Source organism: Halosimplex aquaticum (assembly GCF_028747785.1).
Lineage (GTDB): Archaea > Halobacteriota > Halobacteria > Halobacteriales > Haloarculaceae > Halosimplex > Halosimplex aquaticum.
Genome location: NZ_CP118160.1, coordinates 128,659 through 147,553 on the forward strand (window position 1 = coordinate 128,659; position 18,895 = coordinate 147,553).

The following is an 18,895-nucleotide window of genomic DNA, read 5'->3' on the forward strand; positions in this document are numbered from 1 at the left end:
ATGACTTTGATTCGAATGACTCGTAACGAGTGGGCCATCCTTTCAGGCTGGGTCTGAGCGACAACACGGCCCCACAATCCAGACGCTATGGCTCGTCTGGATGTTCCACCGCCTCTAGACCGGCTTCGATAATCTCTTGATAGGCTTCTTCGAGGTCCTTGTCCTCTTGTTCGGCGTAGTCTTTCACCCGCCCGTTCAGTGTGTGCGAGATGTCGATGTTCGGTCGCATCGTTTGTGTCCAAAAGACATTTAGACATTCAGGCACAAATGTCTGTTGTCGTGAGGCGAACCAATACGTTCGCGGTGCGACCACTCTCCGAGCAGGATGAGCAACTGCTCCGCGAGCTGTTGGACGCCTCCGCCAGCCTGTGGAACGAACTGAATTACGAGCGCCGCCAGAACTTCTTCGACGGCGACTCCGTATGGGATACTGCCGACTACCGCAAACAGTACGTCGGTGTCCTCGGGTCCGCTACTGCCCAACAAGTCATCCGTAAGAACAGCGAGGCGTGGCGGTCGTTTTTCGCCGCCTGCGAAGATGGCGAGGACACAGCCCCTCCCGGTTACTGGGGCAACGAGGAGGCCGGTAGAGAGTTGCGGACGTACATCCGTAATGACTCCTACACCATCGAAACTGGTGAACGGAGTCGCCTCGAAATCCCGGTCGGCCAAGACCTGAAAGATGAGTACGGACTTGGCTACTACGACCGCCTGCGGCTCGAAGTCTGCGGCGCTCCCAAGTGGGACGGCGAACAGGGCCGATTGGAACTGTACTTCGACGAGATCGACGACACGTTCAGAGCCATTCAGCCTGTCACTGTCCCGGATTCTCGACAGGATTCACCACTGGCTTCCGAAGAAGCCGCTCTAGACGTGGGCGCGAACAATCTCGTCGCCTGTACCACAACCACCGGCCAACAGTATCTCTACGAGGGACGCGACCTGTTCGCCCGCTTCCGTGAAACCACCGAAGAAATCGCGAGGCTCCAATCGAAACTCCAAGAGGGCCGAAACAGCAGTCAGCGGATTCAATCCCTGTACCGCAAGCGAACGCGCCGCCGCGACCACGCCCAAGACGCTCTCGTGCGGAATTTGATCGAGCGACTATACGACGAAGGTGTCGATACGGTGTACGTCGGCGACCTTACGGACGTGCTGGTGGACTACTGGAGCGCGGAAGTGAACGAGAAAACCCACCAGTTCTGGGCGTATCGCTCGTTCATCGATCGTCTCGCCACGACCGCCGAGGAGTACGGTATCACGGTCGAAGTCCGCTCAGAAGCATACACGACGGCGGAATGTCCAGTGTGTGGCGAACGAGAGAAGACGGAACGAGACGGTGACGTGTTCCGCTGTTCGTGTGGCTATGAGGGGCACGCCGACCTCGGTGCGTCACGGACATTCCTCGAACGACAGGCTGGCGTAAATCTGGACGTCGGGTCGATGGCACGGCCTGTGCGCCTCACGTGGGACGACCATATCTGGTCGGAGTTATCACGCTCTCCCGAGAGGGCCAGTCCCAACGAGGAGCGCACAAACCGGAGTACCCGCACGGGGAAACTTGCCTCCGTGGGTGCGGCATAGCCAATATCCCCACCGGAGGAATCCCATTCCCCTAAGGATGGGAGGATGTCAATGGGCGCGATCTGGGCGAGTGTCGTCGTCGCGTGTCCGTTTGCGTCGACCCAGAAGGCGGGCCCGTCGTGCAGGAGGAGATGGTCGAGCACGAGCGACTGCAGGATCGGGACGCCGCGGCCTCCCTCGACATCAAGCAGCGTGATGCCGTCGTCGAGCTGCGGCAACAGCATCTCGTCCGTAGCCGGATCGGCCTGGTCAGCAAGGGACCGATTGCGGTCAGCCCCCCGTGTCGGCTGGTCCACCGCCAATCGGTTCGATATTGAGTGTTCTCCCATACTCGACTAGTTGTCTACGTTCCCGATAAGCCGCGGCGTGGCGCTTCCGCGTTTCAGGGAAGGGCTGGAAGGTATGTAGAACCGGACTCAGGCAACGGATTTCTGCCATCGTTCGACCGTTTCCGAGAACGTTTCCAGAGAGGAAGGCGGACAGCAGTGTAGGATTAACCAACAGTCCGAGGGATCACAGCTCAACTGTTGGTTAAGACTCTCTGAACCTATGGTGATATCGCCCTCACGTAATTCTGCTGACGGCCCCGCATATCCCCCGAGCCTACGATCTGATGTGATCGACGATTGTTCTCAGCGCGGTTACATCGTCGATATTGTACTGTTTGAGTCGATCCCAGTCTGGTTCTTCGCCGTCGAGGAGATATCGTGTGTACTTGCTCCCGACCACAAATCCATCGACGGTCGGGTCTTGATATTCAAAGCCGAGTGCGCTCGCTACGACGTCCAATTTATGCCGATTGAAGGGCCCGAAGAGTTCCTGTTGTGCAGTTATCCCGAGGTCGTGTGCTCGCTCCAGATGGTCGATCCCCTCAGTGATGCCGTGTTCGTCGAATCTCCGACTGAGACACTGTTCGTCGAAGTAGTTCCCTCCGTAGTAGATGATTGGCTCGGAGCCATGATCATTAAGGTACTCAGACAGTTCCTGAAGGAGTGCTGACTCGTCGTCCGGATCGAAGAATTGTCGGTACGCATCGTTCTGGTAACTGTAGGTGCCGACCAGCCAGATCCGATCCTGCTGAAGGTCCGTTTCTATGTCCAAGAGGAGAGGCTCCGTATCGTGAAGGTCGTTGAAGGCGGGCTTGTTTAGAATCACGACCTCATCGTTTTCGAAAGCCTCTCGATGAGCAATCCACCGGTCCACGTGCCATGACGAGGCTCCAGGGAGGGCTTCGAGTTCGGCACGCCGTTCTTCGGTAATCTCATCTGGGTTAGTGATCCCTAACTCACTGAACTGTTCCACTCGGTTTCTCCCGACCTGGACGAGATCAGTCAGCCGGCTCCCTAGCAGATGGCCAGTGTCGTAGAACTCGTACTCGATAGACTCGTTTGAGGCGTCGATGGTGATGAGTGCGTACCTTCCAGGGTCGTCTACTCCGTCGTGGGACGCAATGTTGATCACCGTGCCGTACTCGAGGGTTTCAGTTCTGCCTCCGAATTGATGGCAATGACCGCAGACGGTGACTGGGGGCTGGATGTCGTCTATGAAGCTCCTGACGGCCTTCGACCCGATATGTTGTTGCCCGAATCGCTTCCCGATATCGAGAATGCCGAAGGGAGGAGTGTGAGTGACAAGAATCGGAGTTCTGTCTTCACAAGCGGCGCGTTGTTCGGAAAGGTGCCGTTGGACGTCGTCCTCGATATAGGTGATGAGACCAGGTCCCTGGGTTGATCCTTCCTGGCCGATGAACACGAGATCCTCGTAGGTGTATGGAGTCCTGTGGAGGTCGGTGGTAAATTCCGAATCGAATTGCGGACCGGTTGACGGGGGGAAGTCGTCGTTTCCTCGGACATAGAGTGATTGTTGGTGCTTCGTGAGGCGAGCAAGTTCTGCAAGATGATCTGTGTCAGTATCGGCGTTTTTGAAACGTGAGAGGTCGTCGCCGGCATACAGTAGTAAATCTGGAGTTGGTTCTACAGTTTCGAGAATGGTGTAGAGATCGTCAATAGGTTGAGAGCGCCAGTCAGATACGGCGAGAATGTGGGTCATTTTGTTTGAGCGTAGTTAGTGTAGCCTCTTCTATCGTTTGTTTAGGTGTACCGTTTGTCATTAGGGGATTCTTCGCCCCGTTGTAATTAACCAACAACTCAGACTCATCGGGGCAATATGTTGGTTAACAGCGAGATTCCTGTGCGATTACGTTGAAGATGCCTCCCCTCCAAACTCCTCGGTATGTGTGGCCGAAACTCGCTCTTCATCGACCAGGCTGACCTCGAGGCTCGCTTCGACGCCGAGGTCGTCGCGGACGGCGGGTACACCCCCCGATACAATATCGCACCTGGCGACGACCTCCACATCATCACGAACGAGGCTTCAGACGAGATCGACGCCTCCCACTGGGGGCTGATTCCGTTCTGGGCGGACGAACCCGAGGAGGGCATCATCAACGCTCGCTCCGAGACTGCCGATGAGAAGAGCGCGTTCAAGCGGGCGTGGGAATCACGTCCCTGCCTCGTCCCCTCGTCAGGATTCTACGAGTGGAAACCGCCGAACGGCGGGTCGAAGCAGCCCTACCGGATTTACCGGGAGGACGACCCCGCATTCGCGATGGCCGGCCTCTGGGACGTCTGGGAGGGCGACGACGAGACGATCTCGTGCGTCACGATTCTCACGACGGAGCCGAACGACCTGATGAACTCAATCCACGACCGGATGCCGGTCGTCCTCCCAAAGGATGCTGAGTCCGACTGGCTCGCCGCAGATCCGGACACCCGCAAGGAACTGTGCCAACCGTACCCGAAGGACGATCTGGACGCCTACGAGATCTCGACGCGGGTCAACAACCCCGGCAACGACGATCCCCAGGTCATCGAGCCGCTAGACCACGAGCAATCGGGCCTCGGCGAGTTCAGTTCGGGGTAGGTCGCGGCGTCACGGTCACTGCATCGGTGACGCAGCTGCCGAATCGACGAGCGAGTACTCTCGGTCTCGACTCGTCCCTTCCGCCTCGAGGAGGTTGTACTGCTCCATCTTCGAGAGGTACGTGCGGATAGTCCGTTTCGTCCGCGGATCATCGACGTCCTCGGAATAGTGCTCGTGGATCTCGCTCGGGCCGACCGGCCCGTGCTCGCGAACGATATCGTAGACGACGCGCTGGTGCGGTGTGAGCGAGTCGAGGCTCTTCTGCTTAATTTGGGCCCGGGCATCCTCGGCGGCGTCGAGGAGAATGTCGTCGGTGATGCGCTCGTGGTTCTCGCGATCAGCCTTGCCGGCAGCCGTTCGGAGGATGCCGATTGCGAGGCGTGCGTCGCCGGCGGCCGCGTCGGCGATGCGGTAGAGTTGGTCGTCGGTGATGACGTCCTCATCGAGTCCCCACTTTGCCCGCGCACTCAGGATATCGTACAGCTGCTCGTCGTGGTACTTGTCCATCCGGACGTGTTCGCTGGAGCGTAGCCGGCTCACGAGGCGGTCGTCGACGCGGCTGAACAGCTCCTCTTCCTTGTTCGCGATGCAGATGATCGCGAATTGCGGGAGGCTGTGGAGGTCGTAGATGACGCTGGGGTCTTCGAGCTGGTCGACCTCATCGAGGATGACGACGGTTCGCGGGCCGTCATGCTGCTGGAGGCGATCAACGAGTTCGTCGTGGGGCGTCGACTGCCGGTGGATGTCGATGGTCGCGCCGAGGTCGTCGAGGATCTGGTAGAGCGTCCGAAATCGGGTGTAGTTACGCCAGCAGTTGACGTAGGTGGTCTCGACGTCGAGGACCTCTTCCCTGAGTCGTTCGGTGACGAACTTCGAGATGCAGGTCTTGCCAGCGCCGCTGGGTCCAGTGACGATGGCCGTGTCGGCGGGTTCACCGTTCGTGATGGGCTCGAGAACGCTAGAGAGGTGGTTGACCTCGGCGTCGCGATGCTCAACTTCCCGAGGGACGAACCCGGCGCGGAGAACGCGAGCATCGCGGATCATCGTTACTTGATAGACTGATATTTTGGCTAGTACTAAAAACGTGACCGGGTTGCTTCCGGAAACACTCCATTTAGCCCCCTGAACCTAACTAAATCCTCGCGCAGTAACGCGATTCCTGTTCGTGGAAACTCAAGGTTTCCGGGATTTCCGGAATCAGGTCACGGGCGGGAACTCGTCACACCAGGATTTTGCCAGTCGTCGGCTTCGTGTTCACTCCAGGGGATGAGGTATACTCCGTTGTCAGCGTGACTTTGACAGTCCAGCTCATCCATCAAGTTATTCCACCGTTCTTCGATCGTATTGCCGGACTGCTCGAGGAGTGACTTATCGAGTTCGTCGATCAGCTGCTCTTGGAGTTTCTGGTGTCGTTCGCTTCCGTACTCGCCAAAGACACCCTCATATCCTTCCCCTCGGAGTAGTCGAACGAGTGTCGTGATACGGAGGGCTCGGTCCTCGCTTATGTCAAATTCCTCTTCTAGTCGCATACACATCCTGCCAGCCCAATCAGATGCGCCCATACTCCCCCCTCTTGTCGTCAGTATAATAGATGTTCGTGGGCCCAGACTAGAAGCAGTCAGGACATTCCCATACGTACCCCCGACTCTTGCGCCGGTCGCTTTTTGGCATTTGAAGAGACTCACAGAGGCCGCAGGTCTTGAATTCGGATTCGGGAATTAGTTCTATGAGCTTCTCCTTCCAGATCCGAATTTCAGTCTTCTTGATGTTGTTTCGTTCGTTCTCTACCTTGGAACTGTTCCTGTTGAATTCCCACTCTCGATTTTCGTTACGGCGCCATTCAGCCAATATTCGGAGGACCTCGTCTTGTTCGTCCACGCCATCAAGATCCTCTTGGCAGTCCTCCACGACATCTCGCCGAATTTTCGGTTCCACCTTGTCCCAGACCGCGGGGTTGCTTCCATCTCCTTCGTGCCGCTCTTCCTGGCGTTTTTGCTCGTCTTCCAGCTCCTCGATTCTGGCATCAAGAGACTCTCGTATCGGGGTGAGATCGGGGATGCTCATACGAAGATACCACGACTGGAACGTCATAATATTCTGGTGCTGTACCGCTTCTGTCTGGTTTAAACAGGTGTTGCGAATCGCCTGATTCTATCGTGTTCAGCTCTCACGATCAGCGATCCATCCTGGATTGACACTATTCTCTGGGAATCAGGTGTCGTTTGACTTCTCAGAACAATGATTGCAGAGTGCCGCTGGCATCGGGAGCGTATCTGGGGAGAATTCCCGGGTGTCGCCTGAACGGGCTTCATGACCACAGACGGTCGTCCCAGTTTCATTCTGTACGAGGTGGTACTTCGCCTTCCCCGATTGGCGGAGCGAGAATGCAGATTCGTCTTCTGTGGGATAATTGTCGTCTACAATATCTTCGACCGTTGCCGAGGAGATCCAGTATCTGCTGAGATCCGTCCACCAGGTGTTCGAGCATCGAATTTGCTGGCGGAAGAGCTGCCGGTAATCAACCGTGAACCGTTGCGAATCCTGCTGAATGAGGTCATCGGTGTGGAACTCGAGTGTCCGTGGGGATCGCTCCCCCCTGTTTGATTCAGGTTCCAACTCGATGGTCCACTCCGTTTTGACGTACGCTCCTCCGGTGTATTCGACAGTGTCTGCGCTTACAGACTTGGTACGGTCACGAAGCCAACGAACGGTCGGTGGACGGAGCTTCTCAGTAAGTTGCTCTGAGAAGATGTCGTGTAGCAGTTCATCTGTGACGAGTGCGTCTTGGAGGGCGGTTCCGAGTTCTTGAGGGGCCGTCTGGTTCGTATAGTTCTCTGCCTGTGCGATGAGTGTCTCTCGAGCTTCGGCAATCCCATCGACGGTCAACCAGAATCCGTACGCTTCGTGACCATCGGTGAGCACTTCGCCATCGGTGAGCCGAACCAGCATCGGCCGGATATGGTCGGGTGCCGGAAACAGATGTAACTGGTATTGGTCGGTGACCGGGACTACTGGATAGGGGAACTCTTCTCTAGAGGGTACTCCCCCCTCGTTACGGGGTATGGAGAAGCCTCCCAGGTCTGCTACCGGGACGTGCCTTGGCATACACTCCGGGATACGATTCCAGTACGTCCCATATCGGTGGTCGCGAGGACCGCGATTAATTTGCATTGTGAGTAGACCGATTACCCCCAGTCACTTAGTATTCAGGGGGTAGTGGGGGGAGGGGCTATAGAAGAACCACCATACTACAAATCGGGAACTTAGACTAAGTAAAGGTTATAACATTCCCGCTAGGTGATGTGACTATCCAGATGACTCAGAAGACAATTGGACAGAACACCGGCCAATCGGGTCGGGTGAATCTGTCGGGACCCGAACTCGACCAATTCGATGCGGAGGTTGGGGACGCTATCAAGGTCGATGTCGCGGAGTCGAAGGGGATCGCCAAGGCGATCATCGAGAACAGCACGGAGTGTGAATTCGTAATCGTATCCAAACCAGAAGCTGATTCCTCACCCACGGAGGAAATCGATGAGTAGTGAGTACCCTTCTCTCTTCGAAAGCTGTCAGCCACGAGACGACGTCTTAGACGGCTCGCTCCAGGAGGAACAGTTCGCTGCGAAACTCTCGACTGTCGTCCACAACCCTGAGAAGGCAGCACCAGTCTATCGAGACCCCGACTCGTTCTACGATATGACCTATCCCACGGAGGGTCTCCGCACGCTGCTCTCCAATCTCACGGGGCGTTTCTTGGCGACCACAAAGTACGACCCCGGCTCGTATACTTCGAGCATTCTCTGTCTCGACACACGGTTCGGTGGTGGGAAAACGCACGACCTCATCGCCTCTTACCATCTTGCTGAGAACCCCGTAGATATTGACGACCTCTCGCACTACCTGCTGGACGGCGACGAGGAGCTTGCGGCCGACTATCAAGATGCGGTGGCAGAGGGGCTCGATATTGCGACGGGGGTCTTCATCGGAACGAAGGCTGATAGCAAGGATGCCCGCCATGCCGACGACGATCCGGATGCTCCGAATACCCGGACGATGTGGGGTGAACTTGCGTACCAGCTCTATGGGCTCGATGGCTACGAGTACCTCAAGGACTACGACCAAGACCGGGACGCCCCCGGTGAGGGGACCCTCTCGAACCTTTTCGCTCAGCACGACCAGCCGGCCCTCATTCTGATCGACGAAATCGCCGACTACATGAACAAAGCCGCGGGCACGCCTGTCGGCGACAAGACGCTCGCCGATCAGACGCTTTCGTTCGTGATGGCGCTCCTCGAAGCGGCTGCCGAGTCGGAGCACGTCACGGTCGTCTACTCTATCGCGGATACAGCGTTTGGTGAGCAGGCTGACCGGGTTCGTGATGGCGTCCGTGATCACATTGAGGAGGTCAACGAGATCGGCCGGCGGCAGCACAAGACGGTCACGCCGACCGACGAAAACGAGATCGGACAAGTCCTTCAGCACCGACTCTTCTCGGAAGTTCCAGAAAACGCCGCGCACGAAGCCGCTGACTCATACTTCCAATTCTATGACCAGGAAGACCGGCAGTATCCACAGGAAGCAACCGACGCTGGCTACGTGGATGTCCTCGCACGCGAATACCCCTTCCATCCCTCCTTAATCGACGCTCTCACGGACAAGATCGATACGATCCCTCGATTCCAGCGCACGCGTGACGCCCTCCGCTTGCTTGCTCGAGCCGTCTACTACCTCTGGAATCACCAGCCCGACAGTTACGACCGCCACTGGATTCGGATCTACGACCTCACAGTCGCTGATGACGATCCTGGCGGTGGGATTCAGACGATCCTTCGTGAGCGCCTATTCGACTTCGTCGATCTCGGTCCCGCAGTGACCGCCGACATCTACGACGACGATGGTACCGCGCACGCCCAGCTTGAGGACCGAAAATGGACCGAAAACGGTCTCCCACCTCTCGGTACCCATCTGACGACGACAGTTCTCTGGCACAGCCTTGCATACGGAGAACAGGCTGCAGGCCTAACTCACGCCGATCTGAACCTCGCTATCGGCCACCCCGATCTGAACTTCGACGACTACGATGCCGCCCTATCCGCACTCCGGGGCGACGATATGGACGTCGCTTGTTACTTCCTCTACGAGGAAGAGCGCCTCCGATTCAAGCAAGAACCAAATCTGATCCGGATCATCGACCAGCGGATCGAGTCTACTCCCGAAGCGAGCGCTCATTCGCGTTTCCAGAACCGTCTCACCTCGAAGGAAATCGGCGATGGTGGCTTCCAGCCGGTGGAGTTCCCTGAATCGCCGGCGGACTTACCGGATACCCCGGATACGCCGAAACTCGCGGTGATGCATCCGGACACCGCTGCTGTCGAAGACGGCGGCGATACGCCGCCGAACCGGGTAACTCAGCTCTACGAGCAGCAAGCCGCAAAACACGAGGGAGAGACTGAGACGCGAATCTACAAGAACTACGCTCTGTTCCTCGCCCCTGACGCTGATCGAATGGATGCTGCAATCGACGAGGCTCGGCGTCTCGAGGCTATAGAGGCCCTGCTTGATAGCCCTGAACAGAAAGCCGACCTCTCCTCGGAACAAATCGAGGAGCTTCGAGAACGGAGCGACGAGGCACAGCTGATGCTCGGAGAGCTCGTTCGGAACGTCTACCGACACCTCTACTACCCTGACCGGGACGGGCTCACCCACATCACCATCGGTGCGACCGAATCCAACGGCGGGACGACACTGGTCGACGCTGTCCAGACAACGCTCGAGGATAAGATCGTGAAACGCGACGCCGGCGCTCGTGGGTCCGCTCACGTCCAACAGAAGCTCTGGCAGCAGACCCAGGACGCCATGTCCACCGAAGCGCTGGTCAACCAATACGCGAAGAAGCCGGGGCTGGACTACCTCTTCAGCACAAAACCGATTCGAGAGACTGTCTCGTCCCTCGTTAGTGACCACGGGTACGCATATTGGGATGGCGAGTCTGGGACAGCGTACTGGGTCAGGACAACGGAGCCTGAAACGTGGCCGCATCCGGAACCGTTCGCGAAATCCCCCGATGTCGAGACCTCGATTCGGGACAGCGATGTCCAAATCGGGAGTGACTTCGTCGTTTATCGAGATATCGACGCGCTCGTCGACGACCACCTCGACGAAATCGACCGGCCAGAACAGACGGTTGCTACCTGTGCCGAGTGTGGGGCGGAGGTTGAAAACCCAGAAGGAAGCGAACCCTACTACTGTGAGGAACACCAGTCCGATACGACCTGTAGCTCCTGCGGAAAAGAGGTCGCTAGCGAGCAGCTGCTGGACGCACGCGGACGCTGCGAGGAATGCCAGCCAGACGAATCCTGGGAGGCGAGCAAGAAGATGATGTCCGCTTCGCGGGCGTTCTCAGAGGTTCGTCGCGATGCGGAATCGAAGGCCGGAACTGACCGGACGCCGCTGCTTGAAGAGGTGACCATCCAGGTCGGTGGGGACGAACCTTTCCAAGCGGCCAAGTTCATCAGTCAGCGCCCCGGATTCAAAGCCCGCGAAGACTCGGTGACGGTTCGAATGCAGTACGAAACCCAGACTGACGACGGGACGTACAGCGCGGAATTCACGGGGTCACCGAGCCGATTCCGTGACGTGATCGACCAGCCCGGCTCGTTCGGCGATGATCGAGAGACCATCCAGTTCCGCTTCCAGTTTGACGAGCCCGAACCGATTACTGACGAGGGTGACGACCTCCTCGCTGCCCTCGATAATGACCTCGATGCGGGCAACATCGACGTCCGGGTCGAAGGGCGTGGCCCGATTCAGGCGAGCTCGGAGGTGACGGTCTGATGGCGAGTCGCGGTTCGGAATTTGAGACCTCACCCGCTGAGGGAACAGAGGAGGATCGGCTGGTTCGCTACGGGACGAGTATGTTCGGTGGTCGCCCGACGTTCACGCTCGTCCGACGAGAGACAGACGGTGGCGGCGAGTGGACGCTCCACGAATTACTCCCTCGCGAACAGGCTGAAGCCCGCCGTGATCGCCTGGAGCGGGATGGTCGTTCGCTGAGTATCACACCAGTCGAGGATCTCGTCTCGGACATTGCTGGGGACGACCTCCTTTCCAAGCTCGATGGCTGGACGTGGGATGAGTGGGCCGGCGCAAAGGTCGCACGGCTTGATCCGACCCGTGTCCGTGCGCTCCAGGACGTCGTCAGGGAGGCGATTGAGGGCACGCCAGGAGATTCATCAGAAGTTCTCACTGGGGGGGCTGGATTCGTGTTCCTACCTGAGACGGCAGGCGTCCGGCTTGCTGTTGCCTTCCGTGGCGTGAAGCCGATCCAGCGTATCGACCGGATGCGGTCGCTGGCTCGAGGCGTTGCACGGATGAGCGATGAGGAGTGTTACTACTGGTACGCAAAGTGTCGGTCTCCGTCGAGTCCGAACGGCGAAAAGGCCCTTCGAGTGTTGCTGACGGATCATATCAAGTGATTTTCCATGACTCAAAATAACCCTGATATCGATGAGCAATCCGAATTAGATCAGCTTGCTATTGAGGGGAATCTCCCGCTCAAGGCAGTTGGAATTGAGAATCTAAAAGAGGCTAACCCCCAACATATGCCGCCTCACCGGTATCTCCATCCTTGGTTTGCGCGGCGACCAACTCCTGCCTCCCGACTTGCCGTCTTAGCTTCTGTCCTACCTTCGGGGGTTGATGCTGACGATCTGCTTCGGTGGATGCAGATTGGTCCATCTCAAGGAACAGACGGCGAGAGTATTGTAGAATACGTCGCACGAAAGAAGAGTAATGAGGATGAACGGGATGGAACACTACAAGACCACTACGATTACCCCCGTCCATTCACTCAGTCACCGAGTGAGAACGAACGAAATGAGATTCACCAGCTTCTTCGGAATCAATGGGATGGAGAACTACCTACCGTTCTAGATCCAACAGCTGGTGGCGGTGTAATTCCATTTGAAGCACTCCGGTACGATCTCCCTACGATTGCAAACGAATTGAATCCCATCCCGTCGCTAATGCTCAAGGTTATGAATGAGTACGCGCCGAAGGTGGGTTCTCTGCAGAGCGAATTGAATCGGTGGAGTGCCAAAGTGGATGAGCTCGCTTCAGAGCGGCTTGAAGAGTACTTCCCTTGTAAGAACGACCGCCGTAGTCCTTCCCATTACGCTTGTACATATACCGTCACTTGCCCTGACTGTGGATTCGAAATACCTCTAGTGAAGAAGTGGTGGCTTCAGAAACAGTCGTCGACAAGCGGCGTTGCTGCCCGCCCGCGTCTAAATGAAGAAACGAAAAGTGTCGAGTACGACTGTGTACGGCTTCCTGATGAGGTATCGAAAAACGAGTTCAACCCTCAGAATGGCCCTCATTCCCGAAGTGGCGCAGAATGTCTGAATTGTCCTGTCGTGATGGAGTCAGATGATATCCGTACAGCGTTTAAGAATGGCGAGTATGACACGACAATCTACGGTGTCAAGTATGTCAACGATGGTTCTGGATGGCGGGCCCCGACCACGGAAGATTACAAAGCCTGCGAAAAAGCGTCTGAGCGTACGGAATCTGATTTCCGACTGAATACAATTCTCACTCAAGATCGGTACATCGGTGATGAGGATCGAGCTGGCCCGTACGGAGTCAGTAAATGGCGAGATGCGTTCACTGATCGCCAGCTCGTCACTCATTATGAGTATCTTCGAGCCTTTGAGGAAGTGGAAGACGGAATCCGCGAAAGCCACTCAGAGAAGGAGGCAGAAGCTATCCTCACGATTCTCTCTCTTGTATCCAGTAAGGCCATTGACCGAAATACACGGTTTGCGCCACTCGACACTGGAAAAGGATACCCCGCAAATGCTCTTGGCGGGAAGCACTTCACACTCCAGTGGTCGTTCGTTGATAACAACCTGTGTGCAGGGAATCAATCATGGGAAGATAACTTCAATCGTGTCCGCGACTCCTACGAGGAGCTTGTCTCATATCTTCAGGATATCGAAGATCCTGAATCAGAGGTTCTAGTCGGTGACGCAGCCGACTTAGATATTGAATCTGACACCGTCCAGGCGGTTGTTATTGACCCGCCATACTACGACAGCATTATCTATTCCGAACTTTCGGACATTTGTTACGTTTGGTTGAAAGAATACCTTGGGGACACTTTCCCCGAGATGTTCACTGGTGAACTCTCAGATAAGGACGACGAGGCTGTGGCGAATGTCGCTGAGTACGAGGAAGTCGCAGATAGTTCAAAATCCAAAAAAGAGTTCGCCTCTGAAGATTATGAAGATAAAATGGCAGAAATTTTCCAGGAACTCTACAGAGTGCTTGAGCCTGGTGGAGTAATGACCGTTATGTTCACGCATAAGGAGTCCAGCGCGTGGGATACTCTCACTAAATCACTCATCAGATCTGGATTCACTGTAACTTCGACACATCCCATCACGAGTGAAATGCCACAGAGGACCGATACCCGAGGTGGCGGGTCAGCCGACAGCACGTTACTCCTCACGGGCCGCAAACCCGTTGATGCTAATCAGCACGAGACGGACTCAACTCCGACCCTTTGGAGTGATGTTCGTACAGATACACGAGACGTTGCTAAGGATGCTGCCCGCGAACTCCTTAATTCGGGTCTTTCACTAACAAAAACGGACGTGATTATCTCTGCATTCGGACCAACTTTGAAAGTCTACGCTGACGCCTATCCAGTTGTTGATGACCAAGATAATGAGGTTCCACCCCGTCGCGCTCTTGAAGAAGCCCGTGAAGCAGTAACGCGGGTCCTTGTTGAGGAGTATCTTGAGGGTGAAGGACTCGGAGACTTGGACGACATTACTGAGTGGTATATCCTCTCTTGGCTGGTTCACGAATCCGACACCTTCCACTACGATGACGGCCATCAACTGGGCCTCGGCGTGGGCGTCGATATCGACGAAATCAAACGCTCTACGAAAATTTGGGGGAAGAAACGTGGCGACATTCAGCTGAAGACTCACGAGGACCGCGTCCAAGATATCACACTGCCCCCCGAAGAGAGATCTAACCGGACGCCCGTCGATCCTGAAGCGCTGTCCTACACGATCGCCCTCGATGCGGTTCACGCCGCTATGCACGTCTACGAGAAACAGGGCGAGGACGTCGCCATCGATTGGCTCAAAGAACGCAACTTCGACACAGATGCGGGGTTCAAGGCAACACTGAAAGCTCTCCTGCAAGTTCTTCCCCAGCGGAGTTCGGAATGGGAGGCCGCTCGCGACCTCGCCATAGGCCGGACCCACGACGCCCTCGGTCTCGAATTCACCCCCACCGATTTCACTGATGTCTCAAAAGATAGGTCCGAACAGACCGAACTCGGTGACCACGCCTAACTCGAAATTCCTCCAGTATGACTAATCTACGTGACCGCGAGTGGCAGTCGATCTACGAGAGCAAGCCCGAGCAGGGACGCGCCCATCTCGTCAAGGACTTCTACGAACCCGCACTGGAACGCAGCCAACAATACGACCGGATTGCGGGCTACTTCTCCAGTACGGCACTCGCGGCTGCTGCCAACGGCATTCACGCCCTCGTCGAGAACGATGGTGAAATGCGCCTCATCGTCGGCACCGAACTCTACGAGTCTGACCGTCCGGTTCTAGAGACGCTCACCGACCGCCTCGAGGAAAACCTCGAGGACCTCGATGACGAACGCCTGGATGCGAATCTCCGTATTCTCGCGCGTCTCCTCCGCGAGGGGCGGATCCACATCAAGGTCGCCTATCCACGCTCTCCCTCTCACGATTGGGAGATCTTCCATCCGAAAGTTGGACTCTTCCACGATAGCGACGGAAACACGATTTCGTTCGAGGGCAGCGTCAACGAGACGGTCGGCGGCTGGGCTCGCAACTACGAGAGGTTCAAAGTCCACCGTTCGTGGGTTCCTGAACAGGCGGACTACGTCGCCGGCGACGAGGAGACCTTCGAGCGACTGTGGAGTGATGAACACCCCTTCGTCGAAGTGTATGACCTCCCCGAGGCGATCGAAGAGGACATCATTGACTGGAAAGCCCCAGACACCGAAAGCGATCTCCAGGAAGCGATTCAGATCGCGAACGGTACAGCTCCGCCGACGGAGCGCGACAAAGCGAACATCATTCAGGATGGACCGCTCTCGCCCGGTGGGCTCGCTCTGGCCGAGGAAGCGAGCACGATCACGCCGTGGCCGCATCAACGAGTCGTCTCGGACACACTCGTCAACACCTATCCACAGAGTTTCCTGCTGTGTGACGAGGTGGGACTCGGGAAGACGATCGAGGCCGGTCTTACACTCTCCAGGCTTGGACTCACCGGGGAGCTTGAAACCGGGCTGTTGCTGGTTCCGGCGAGTCTGCAGCGGCAGTGGCAGGAAGAGCTCTGGGAGAAGTTCAACATCAACGCCGTCCGATTCGACCGGGACACAGCGGGCGATCACGTATTCCGGGACGTCCGCGGTCGCGACCACTACCCACCATCGGCTACGGACCTCGACCTCACTGGGGAGCGCGAATGGGTGGACAGCCCCATCTGGCGGTTCCTCTACGAACAACAGTCGACTGATGCCGATGCATCGTCGCCACTGGATGGGCCGACGGTCGTCATTATGTCCTGGCATACGGCTCGTCTCGACGACCGCTGGGATCAGGTCGCCCCCTTAGACCGGATATCCGACCGGTCTCGGAACGGCATCCCGGCAAGCTGTCGCGGACGCGACCATGATACGGAAGACCGGATGGGCGTGTGGGACGCCGTCATCGTCGACGAGGCGCACAACGCTCGCCGTGGCAGTAATTTCTACGCTCTTCTCGAACAGCTTCGCGATTATACGCACGCCTACTACCTCTTGACGGCTACCCCGATGCAATTGCACTCTGGCGAACTCCACGACCTGATGCAGTTGCTGGATCTTCCGAGTGGTTGGGATAACCGGGATACCTTCATGGAGTTCTTCGAAACCCGAGATGGGCTGTCGCAGGCCCTCAACGAGGTTCTCGACAACCCGAGTTCAGAGTCCGACGAAGCGGAGGCTTCCTGGGACACGCAAGCCACGCTCGATGGACTGGAACACCAAGACCGGCTCCCGACGGACCGACCGTTCTCCTCAAAAGTCTTCCAGCACCTTGCAGACGAACTCGAGATCAATGAGGACAGACAGGACCGTGCCATTGCAAAAGAGCGTGTGCTGACCGCGTGCCGGCTCGCACGAGCCTATGGAGACGCCTACGACGGTTATCTCGACCATGTCGACGACGCGATGGCAGATTATGACATCGACCGCTTCGAGGCGAGCGAGGATACGAAACTCAAACGGCTCCTCTATCCTGAAGACGCCGACGAGTGGTTGATGGCGTCCCGCAGCGACCGACAGGACGCACTTGACGAACTCTCGCCGGGCGGTTGGCGAGTCATTCGCGATGTTCTCGCGGAGTCCACACCGGTCGACGCGCTCATCCATCGGAATACACGGGATACGCTTCGGAAGTACGAGGCGGTCGGACTCCTCGATACGACCGTTCCGAACCGGAATCCCGAACAACGGAAAATCGAACTCACCGAGGAGACACGGGCGGTCTACGACCAGATCGACGAATACACACGTGAGTTCTACAAGCGAGCCCAACAGACTGACGAAGCCCAAACACGCGCCATCGGGTTCGTGATGACCACGTACCGGCAGCGACTCACGTCGAGTGTCTATGCGATCAGCCAGAGCCTGAAACACCGGCTTGAGACACTCCGGGCACAACGAACCGTGCTCGCCGGTCGGGAGCGCGCTCGTGACCGGGACTATGGTGATGCGGAGCAGGTCGTCCTCGAAACGCTACAAAATGCAGACCTCGACGACGGGGACGTTCTGGATGAACTCGACGCTAGTAGCGACGACCTGGACCTCTCTGAACTCATCCCGAGCGTGACTGAAGAGGGGAAACAGCTGATCGAGGAAGAAATCGAGGCTCTGGAAGCGTTCGTCAACGACTTAGACTTGGTTGATACAGACCCGAAGATTCAGCAGCTGTACAACGACCTCGACGAGCTGGACCGTGCTGGCCACAACCGGGTGATTGTCTTCACGCAGTACGCGGACACAATGGACTTCATCCGGGACAGTCTCGCGGACCTTCTTGGTGCAACAATCGCGACGTACTCTGGTCGTGGCGGCGAGCTGTACGACCCCGATTCTAAAACGTGGGAGCACGTCGGGAAAGAGCGCGTGAAGCGTGAATTCTCACGTGATGATGGGCAGGTCGATATCCTCGTCTGTACCGACTCCGCGAGTGAGGGGCTAAACCTCCAGGAGTGTGGGGCGCTCATCAACTACGACCTGCCGTGGAACCCGATGCGAGTTGAACAGCGTATCGGTCGGATTGACCGTATCGGCCAACGATTCGACGAGATTCGCATTCTCAATTACAGCTACGAGGATACGGTTGAGACGGACATCTATGATCGCCTTGACGACCGGATTGGCCTCTTCGAAAACGTCGTCGGTGAGATGCAACCCATACTCTCCGGCGTCAGCCAACAGATCCGGGATGCGACCTTGAACGCGGACAGCGCTGACGACCAGTCTGCGGTCGAATCAGCTGACCGCGAGTTCTCTGAAGAACTCGAAGAACGCGATCAGGGCGATCGCGTCGATGTCGGAGAGTCACTCGAGGACGTCGACGACCTCGTCGCTCAGGACGTCGTCGACGAAGCAAAACTTGATGCGTGGCAGTCCTACAGTCACCCAGATCTCGTCGATGTCGGCGAGGAGGAATACGAGTATCAACCTCCGTTCGAGACACCAAGCCTCCAGTCAGTGTTGGTCGATAACGACGCTCTTGCCGAGGCCGGTGTCGAATTCACTCCGGTTCACGAGATTGACTTCGAGTACGATGACGGGGACTTCGACTTTGCGGACAGTACATATCGCCTTTCAGTAGGTGATGCACCGATTGAGGTACCAGCCGAGGATGGGGAACAGACGATTGCACAGGCTATTGCGACTGCTGCTGACGAAGTGGCGGTGACGTTCTCGGCTGTGTGTGCTGACGAGTTCCCATCGGTTCAGCATCTTGCACCAGGTCATCCACTTCTCGTGCAGCTCCTCACAGTACTGCAGGATGTGAGTGAGGATCCGTCGCGATTCCAACAGCGAATCGTAACTCGACCCGATCAAGACCAAGAGCCAGTAGTGTGTGCGTGGGGGCGGGACGGCGTGTTTACCCGGATTGCAGGCGATGGGACAGTGACTGAAAATGGACCAATGGATTCCCTTCCGACGTGGTGTGATCAATTCCTTGACAACCGAGAGAAGTCAACAAAGCAGCCACAGTAGCTGGGTAGTTTTGTAAGCATGGACTTCCCAGATGAACCAATAGATGCCAAA

13 protein-coding genes and 1 pseudogene are annotated in these 18,895 nt (G+C 56.8%); 7 read left to right on the top strand and 7 right to left on the bottom strand.

The genetic code is table 11. The annotated features are described in order from the left end of the window. Positions 1–85: 85 nt before the first annotated feature. The gene (locus PSC72_RS25310; RefSeq protein ID WP_226043215.1) at positions 86–229 is read right to left on the bottom strand and encodes a hypothetical protein; all 144 of its coding nucleotides are present in this window, start codon (positions 227–229) and stop codon (positions 86–88) included. Between the two features lie 38 nt (positions 230–267). On the opposite strand from PSC72_RS25310, the gene PSC72_RS25315 reads away from it, so the two are divergent. After that, positions 268–1,584, top strand: coding sequence for an RNA-guided endonuclease InsQ/TnpB family protein (locus PSC72_RS25315; RefSeq protein WP_226043216.1), 1,317 nt, complete (start codon positions 268–270; stop codon positions 1,582–1,584). Between the two features lie 53 nt (positions 1,585–1,637). Here the strand turns inward: PSC72_RS25315 and PSC72_RS25320 are convergent. Together PSC72_RS25320 and PSC72_RS25325 are read right to left on the bottom strand one after the other, a co-directional pair. Next, positions 1,638–1,913 (bottom strand): annotated as a pseudogene (locus PSC72_RS25320) (hypothetical protein); the annotation flags it as partial. A gap of 274 nt (positions 1,914–2,187) precedes the next feature. Continuing rightward, complete coding sequence (locus tag PSC72_RS25325) at positions 2,188–3,633, bottom strand: ribonuclease H-like domain-containing protein (protein ID WP_274326375.1); 1,446 nt, start codon at positions 3,631–3,633, stop codon at positions 2,188–2,190. 183 nt (positions 3,634–3,816) lie between these two features. Here PSC72_RS25325 and PSC72_RS25330 point away from each other — a divergent pair, with 183 nt between their 5' ends. Then, positions 3,817–4,506 (top strand): SOS response-associated peptidase, encoded by a 690-nt coding sequence (locus tag PSC72_RS25330; RefSeq protein WP_274326376.1) that lies wholly within the window; start codon positions 3,817–3,819, stop codon positions 4,504–4,506. 15 nt (positions 4,507–4,521) lie between these two features. On the opposite strand, the gene PSC72_RS25335 is transcribed toward PSC72_RS25330, so the two are convergent. The 4 genes from PSC72_RS25335 to PSC72_RS25350 form a co-directional block, all read right to left on the bottom strand. Further along, complete coding sequence (locus PSC72_RS25335; protein WP_274326377.1) at positions 4,522–5,550, bottom strand: Cdc6/Cdc18 family protein; 1,029 nt, start codon at positions 5,548–5,550, stop codon at positions 4,522–4,524. A gap of 158 nt (positions 5,551–5,708) precedes the next feature. Further along, positions 5,709–6,068 (bottom strand): hypothetical protein, encoded by a 360-nt coding sequence (locus tag PSC72_RS25340; RefSeq protein ID WP_274326378.1) that lies wholly within the window; start codon positions 6,066–6,068, stop codon positions 5,709–5,711. Positions 6,069–6,114: 46 nt separating this feature from the next. Continuing rightward, a complete protein-coding gene (locus PSC72_RS25345) occupies positions 6,115–6,570 on the bottom strand; it encodes a hypothetical protein (RefSeq protein ID WP_274326379.1) in 456 nt (151 codons plus the stop codon). Between the two features lie 147 nt (positions 6,571–6,717). Further along, on the bottom strand, positions 6,718–7,611 hold the full coding sequence (locus PSC72_RS25350) for a hypothetical protein (protein WP_274326380.1): 894 nt from the start codon (positions 7,609–7,611) through the stop codon (positions 6,718–6,720). Between the two features lie 209 nt (positions 7,612–7,820). On the opposite strand from PSC72_RS25350, the gene PSC72_RS25355 reads away from it, so the two are divergent. From PSC72_RS25355 to PSC72_RS25375, 5 genes are read left to right on the top strand one after another with little or no spacing between them, the layout of a single operon-like run. Beyond that, on the top strand, positions 7,821–8,048 hold the full coding sequence (locus PSC72_RS25355) for a hypothetical protein (protein ID WP_004594467.1): 228 nt from the start codon (positions 7,821–7,823) through the stop codon (positions 8,046–8,048). Beyond that, positions 8,041–11,340, top strand: a complete 3,300-nt coding sequence (locus PSC72_RS25360) for an ATP-binding protein (RefSeq protein WP_274326381.1) — start codon at positions 8,041–8,043, stop codon at positions 11,338–11,340. Before PSC72_RS25355 ends, PSC72_RS25360 begins: the two co-directional genes overlap by 8 nt. Further along, entirely contained in the window at positions 11,340–11,981 is a 642-nt protein-coding gene (locus tag PSC72_RS25365; protein ID WP_066419074.1) for a DUF7680 family protein, read from the top strand. The genes PSC72_RS25360 and PSC72_RS25365 overlap by 1 nt, the downstream gene beginning before the upstream one ends. A 6-nt stretch (positions 11,982–11,987) precedes the next feature. Beyond that, complete coding sequence (locus tag PSC72_RS25370) at positions 11,988–14,876, top strand: DUF1156 domain-containing protein (RefSeq protein WP_274326382.1); 2,889 nt, start codon at positions 11,988–11,990, stop codon at positions 14,874–14,876. Between the two features lie 17 nt (positions 14,877–14,893). Then, complete coding sequence (locus PSC72_RS25375; RefSeq protein WP_274326383.1) at positions 14,894–18,844, top strand: helicase-related protein; 3,951 nt, start codon at positions 14,894–14,896, stop codon at positions 18,842–18,844. Positions 18,845–18,895: the final 51 nt, after the last annotated feature.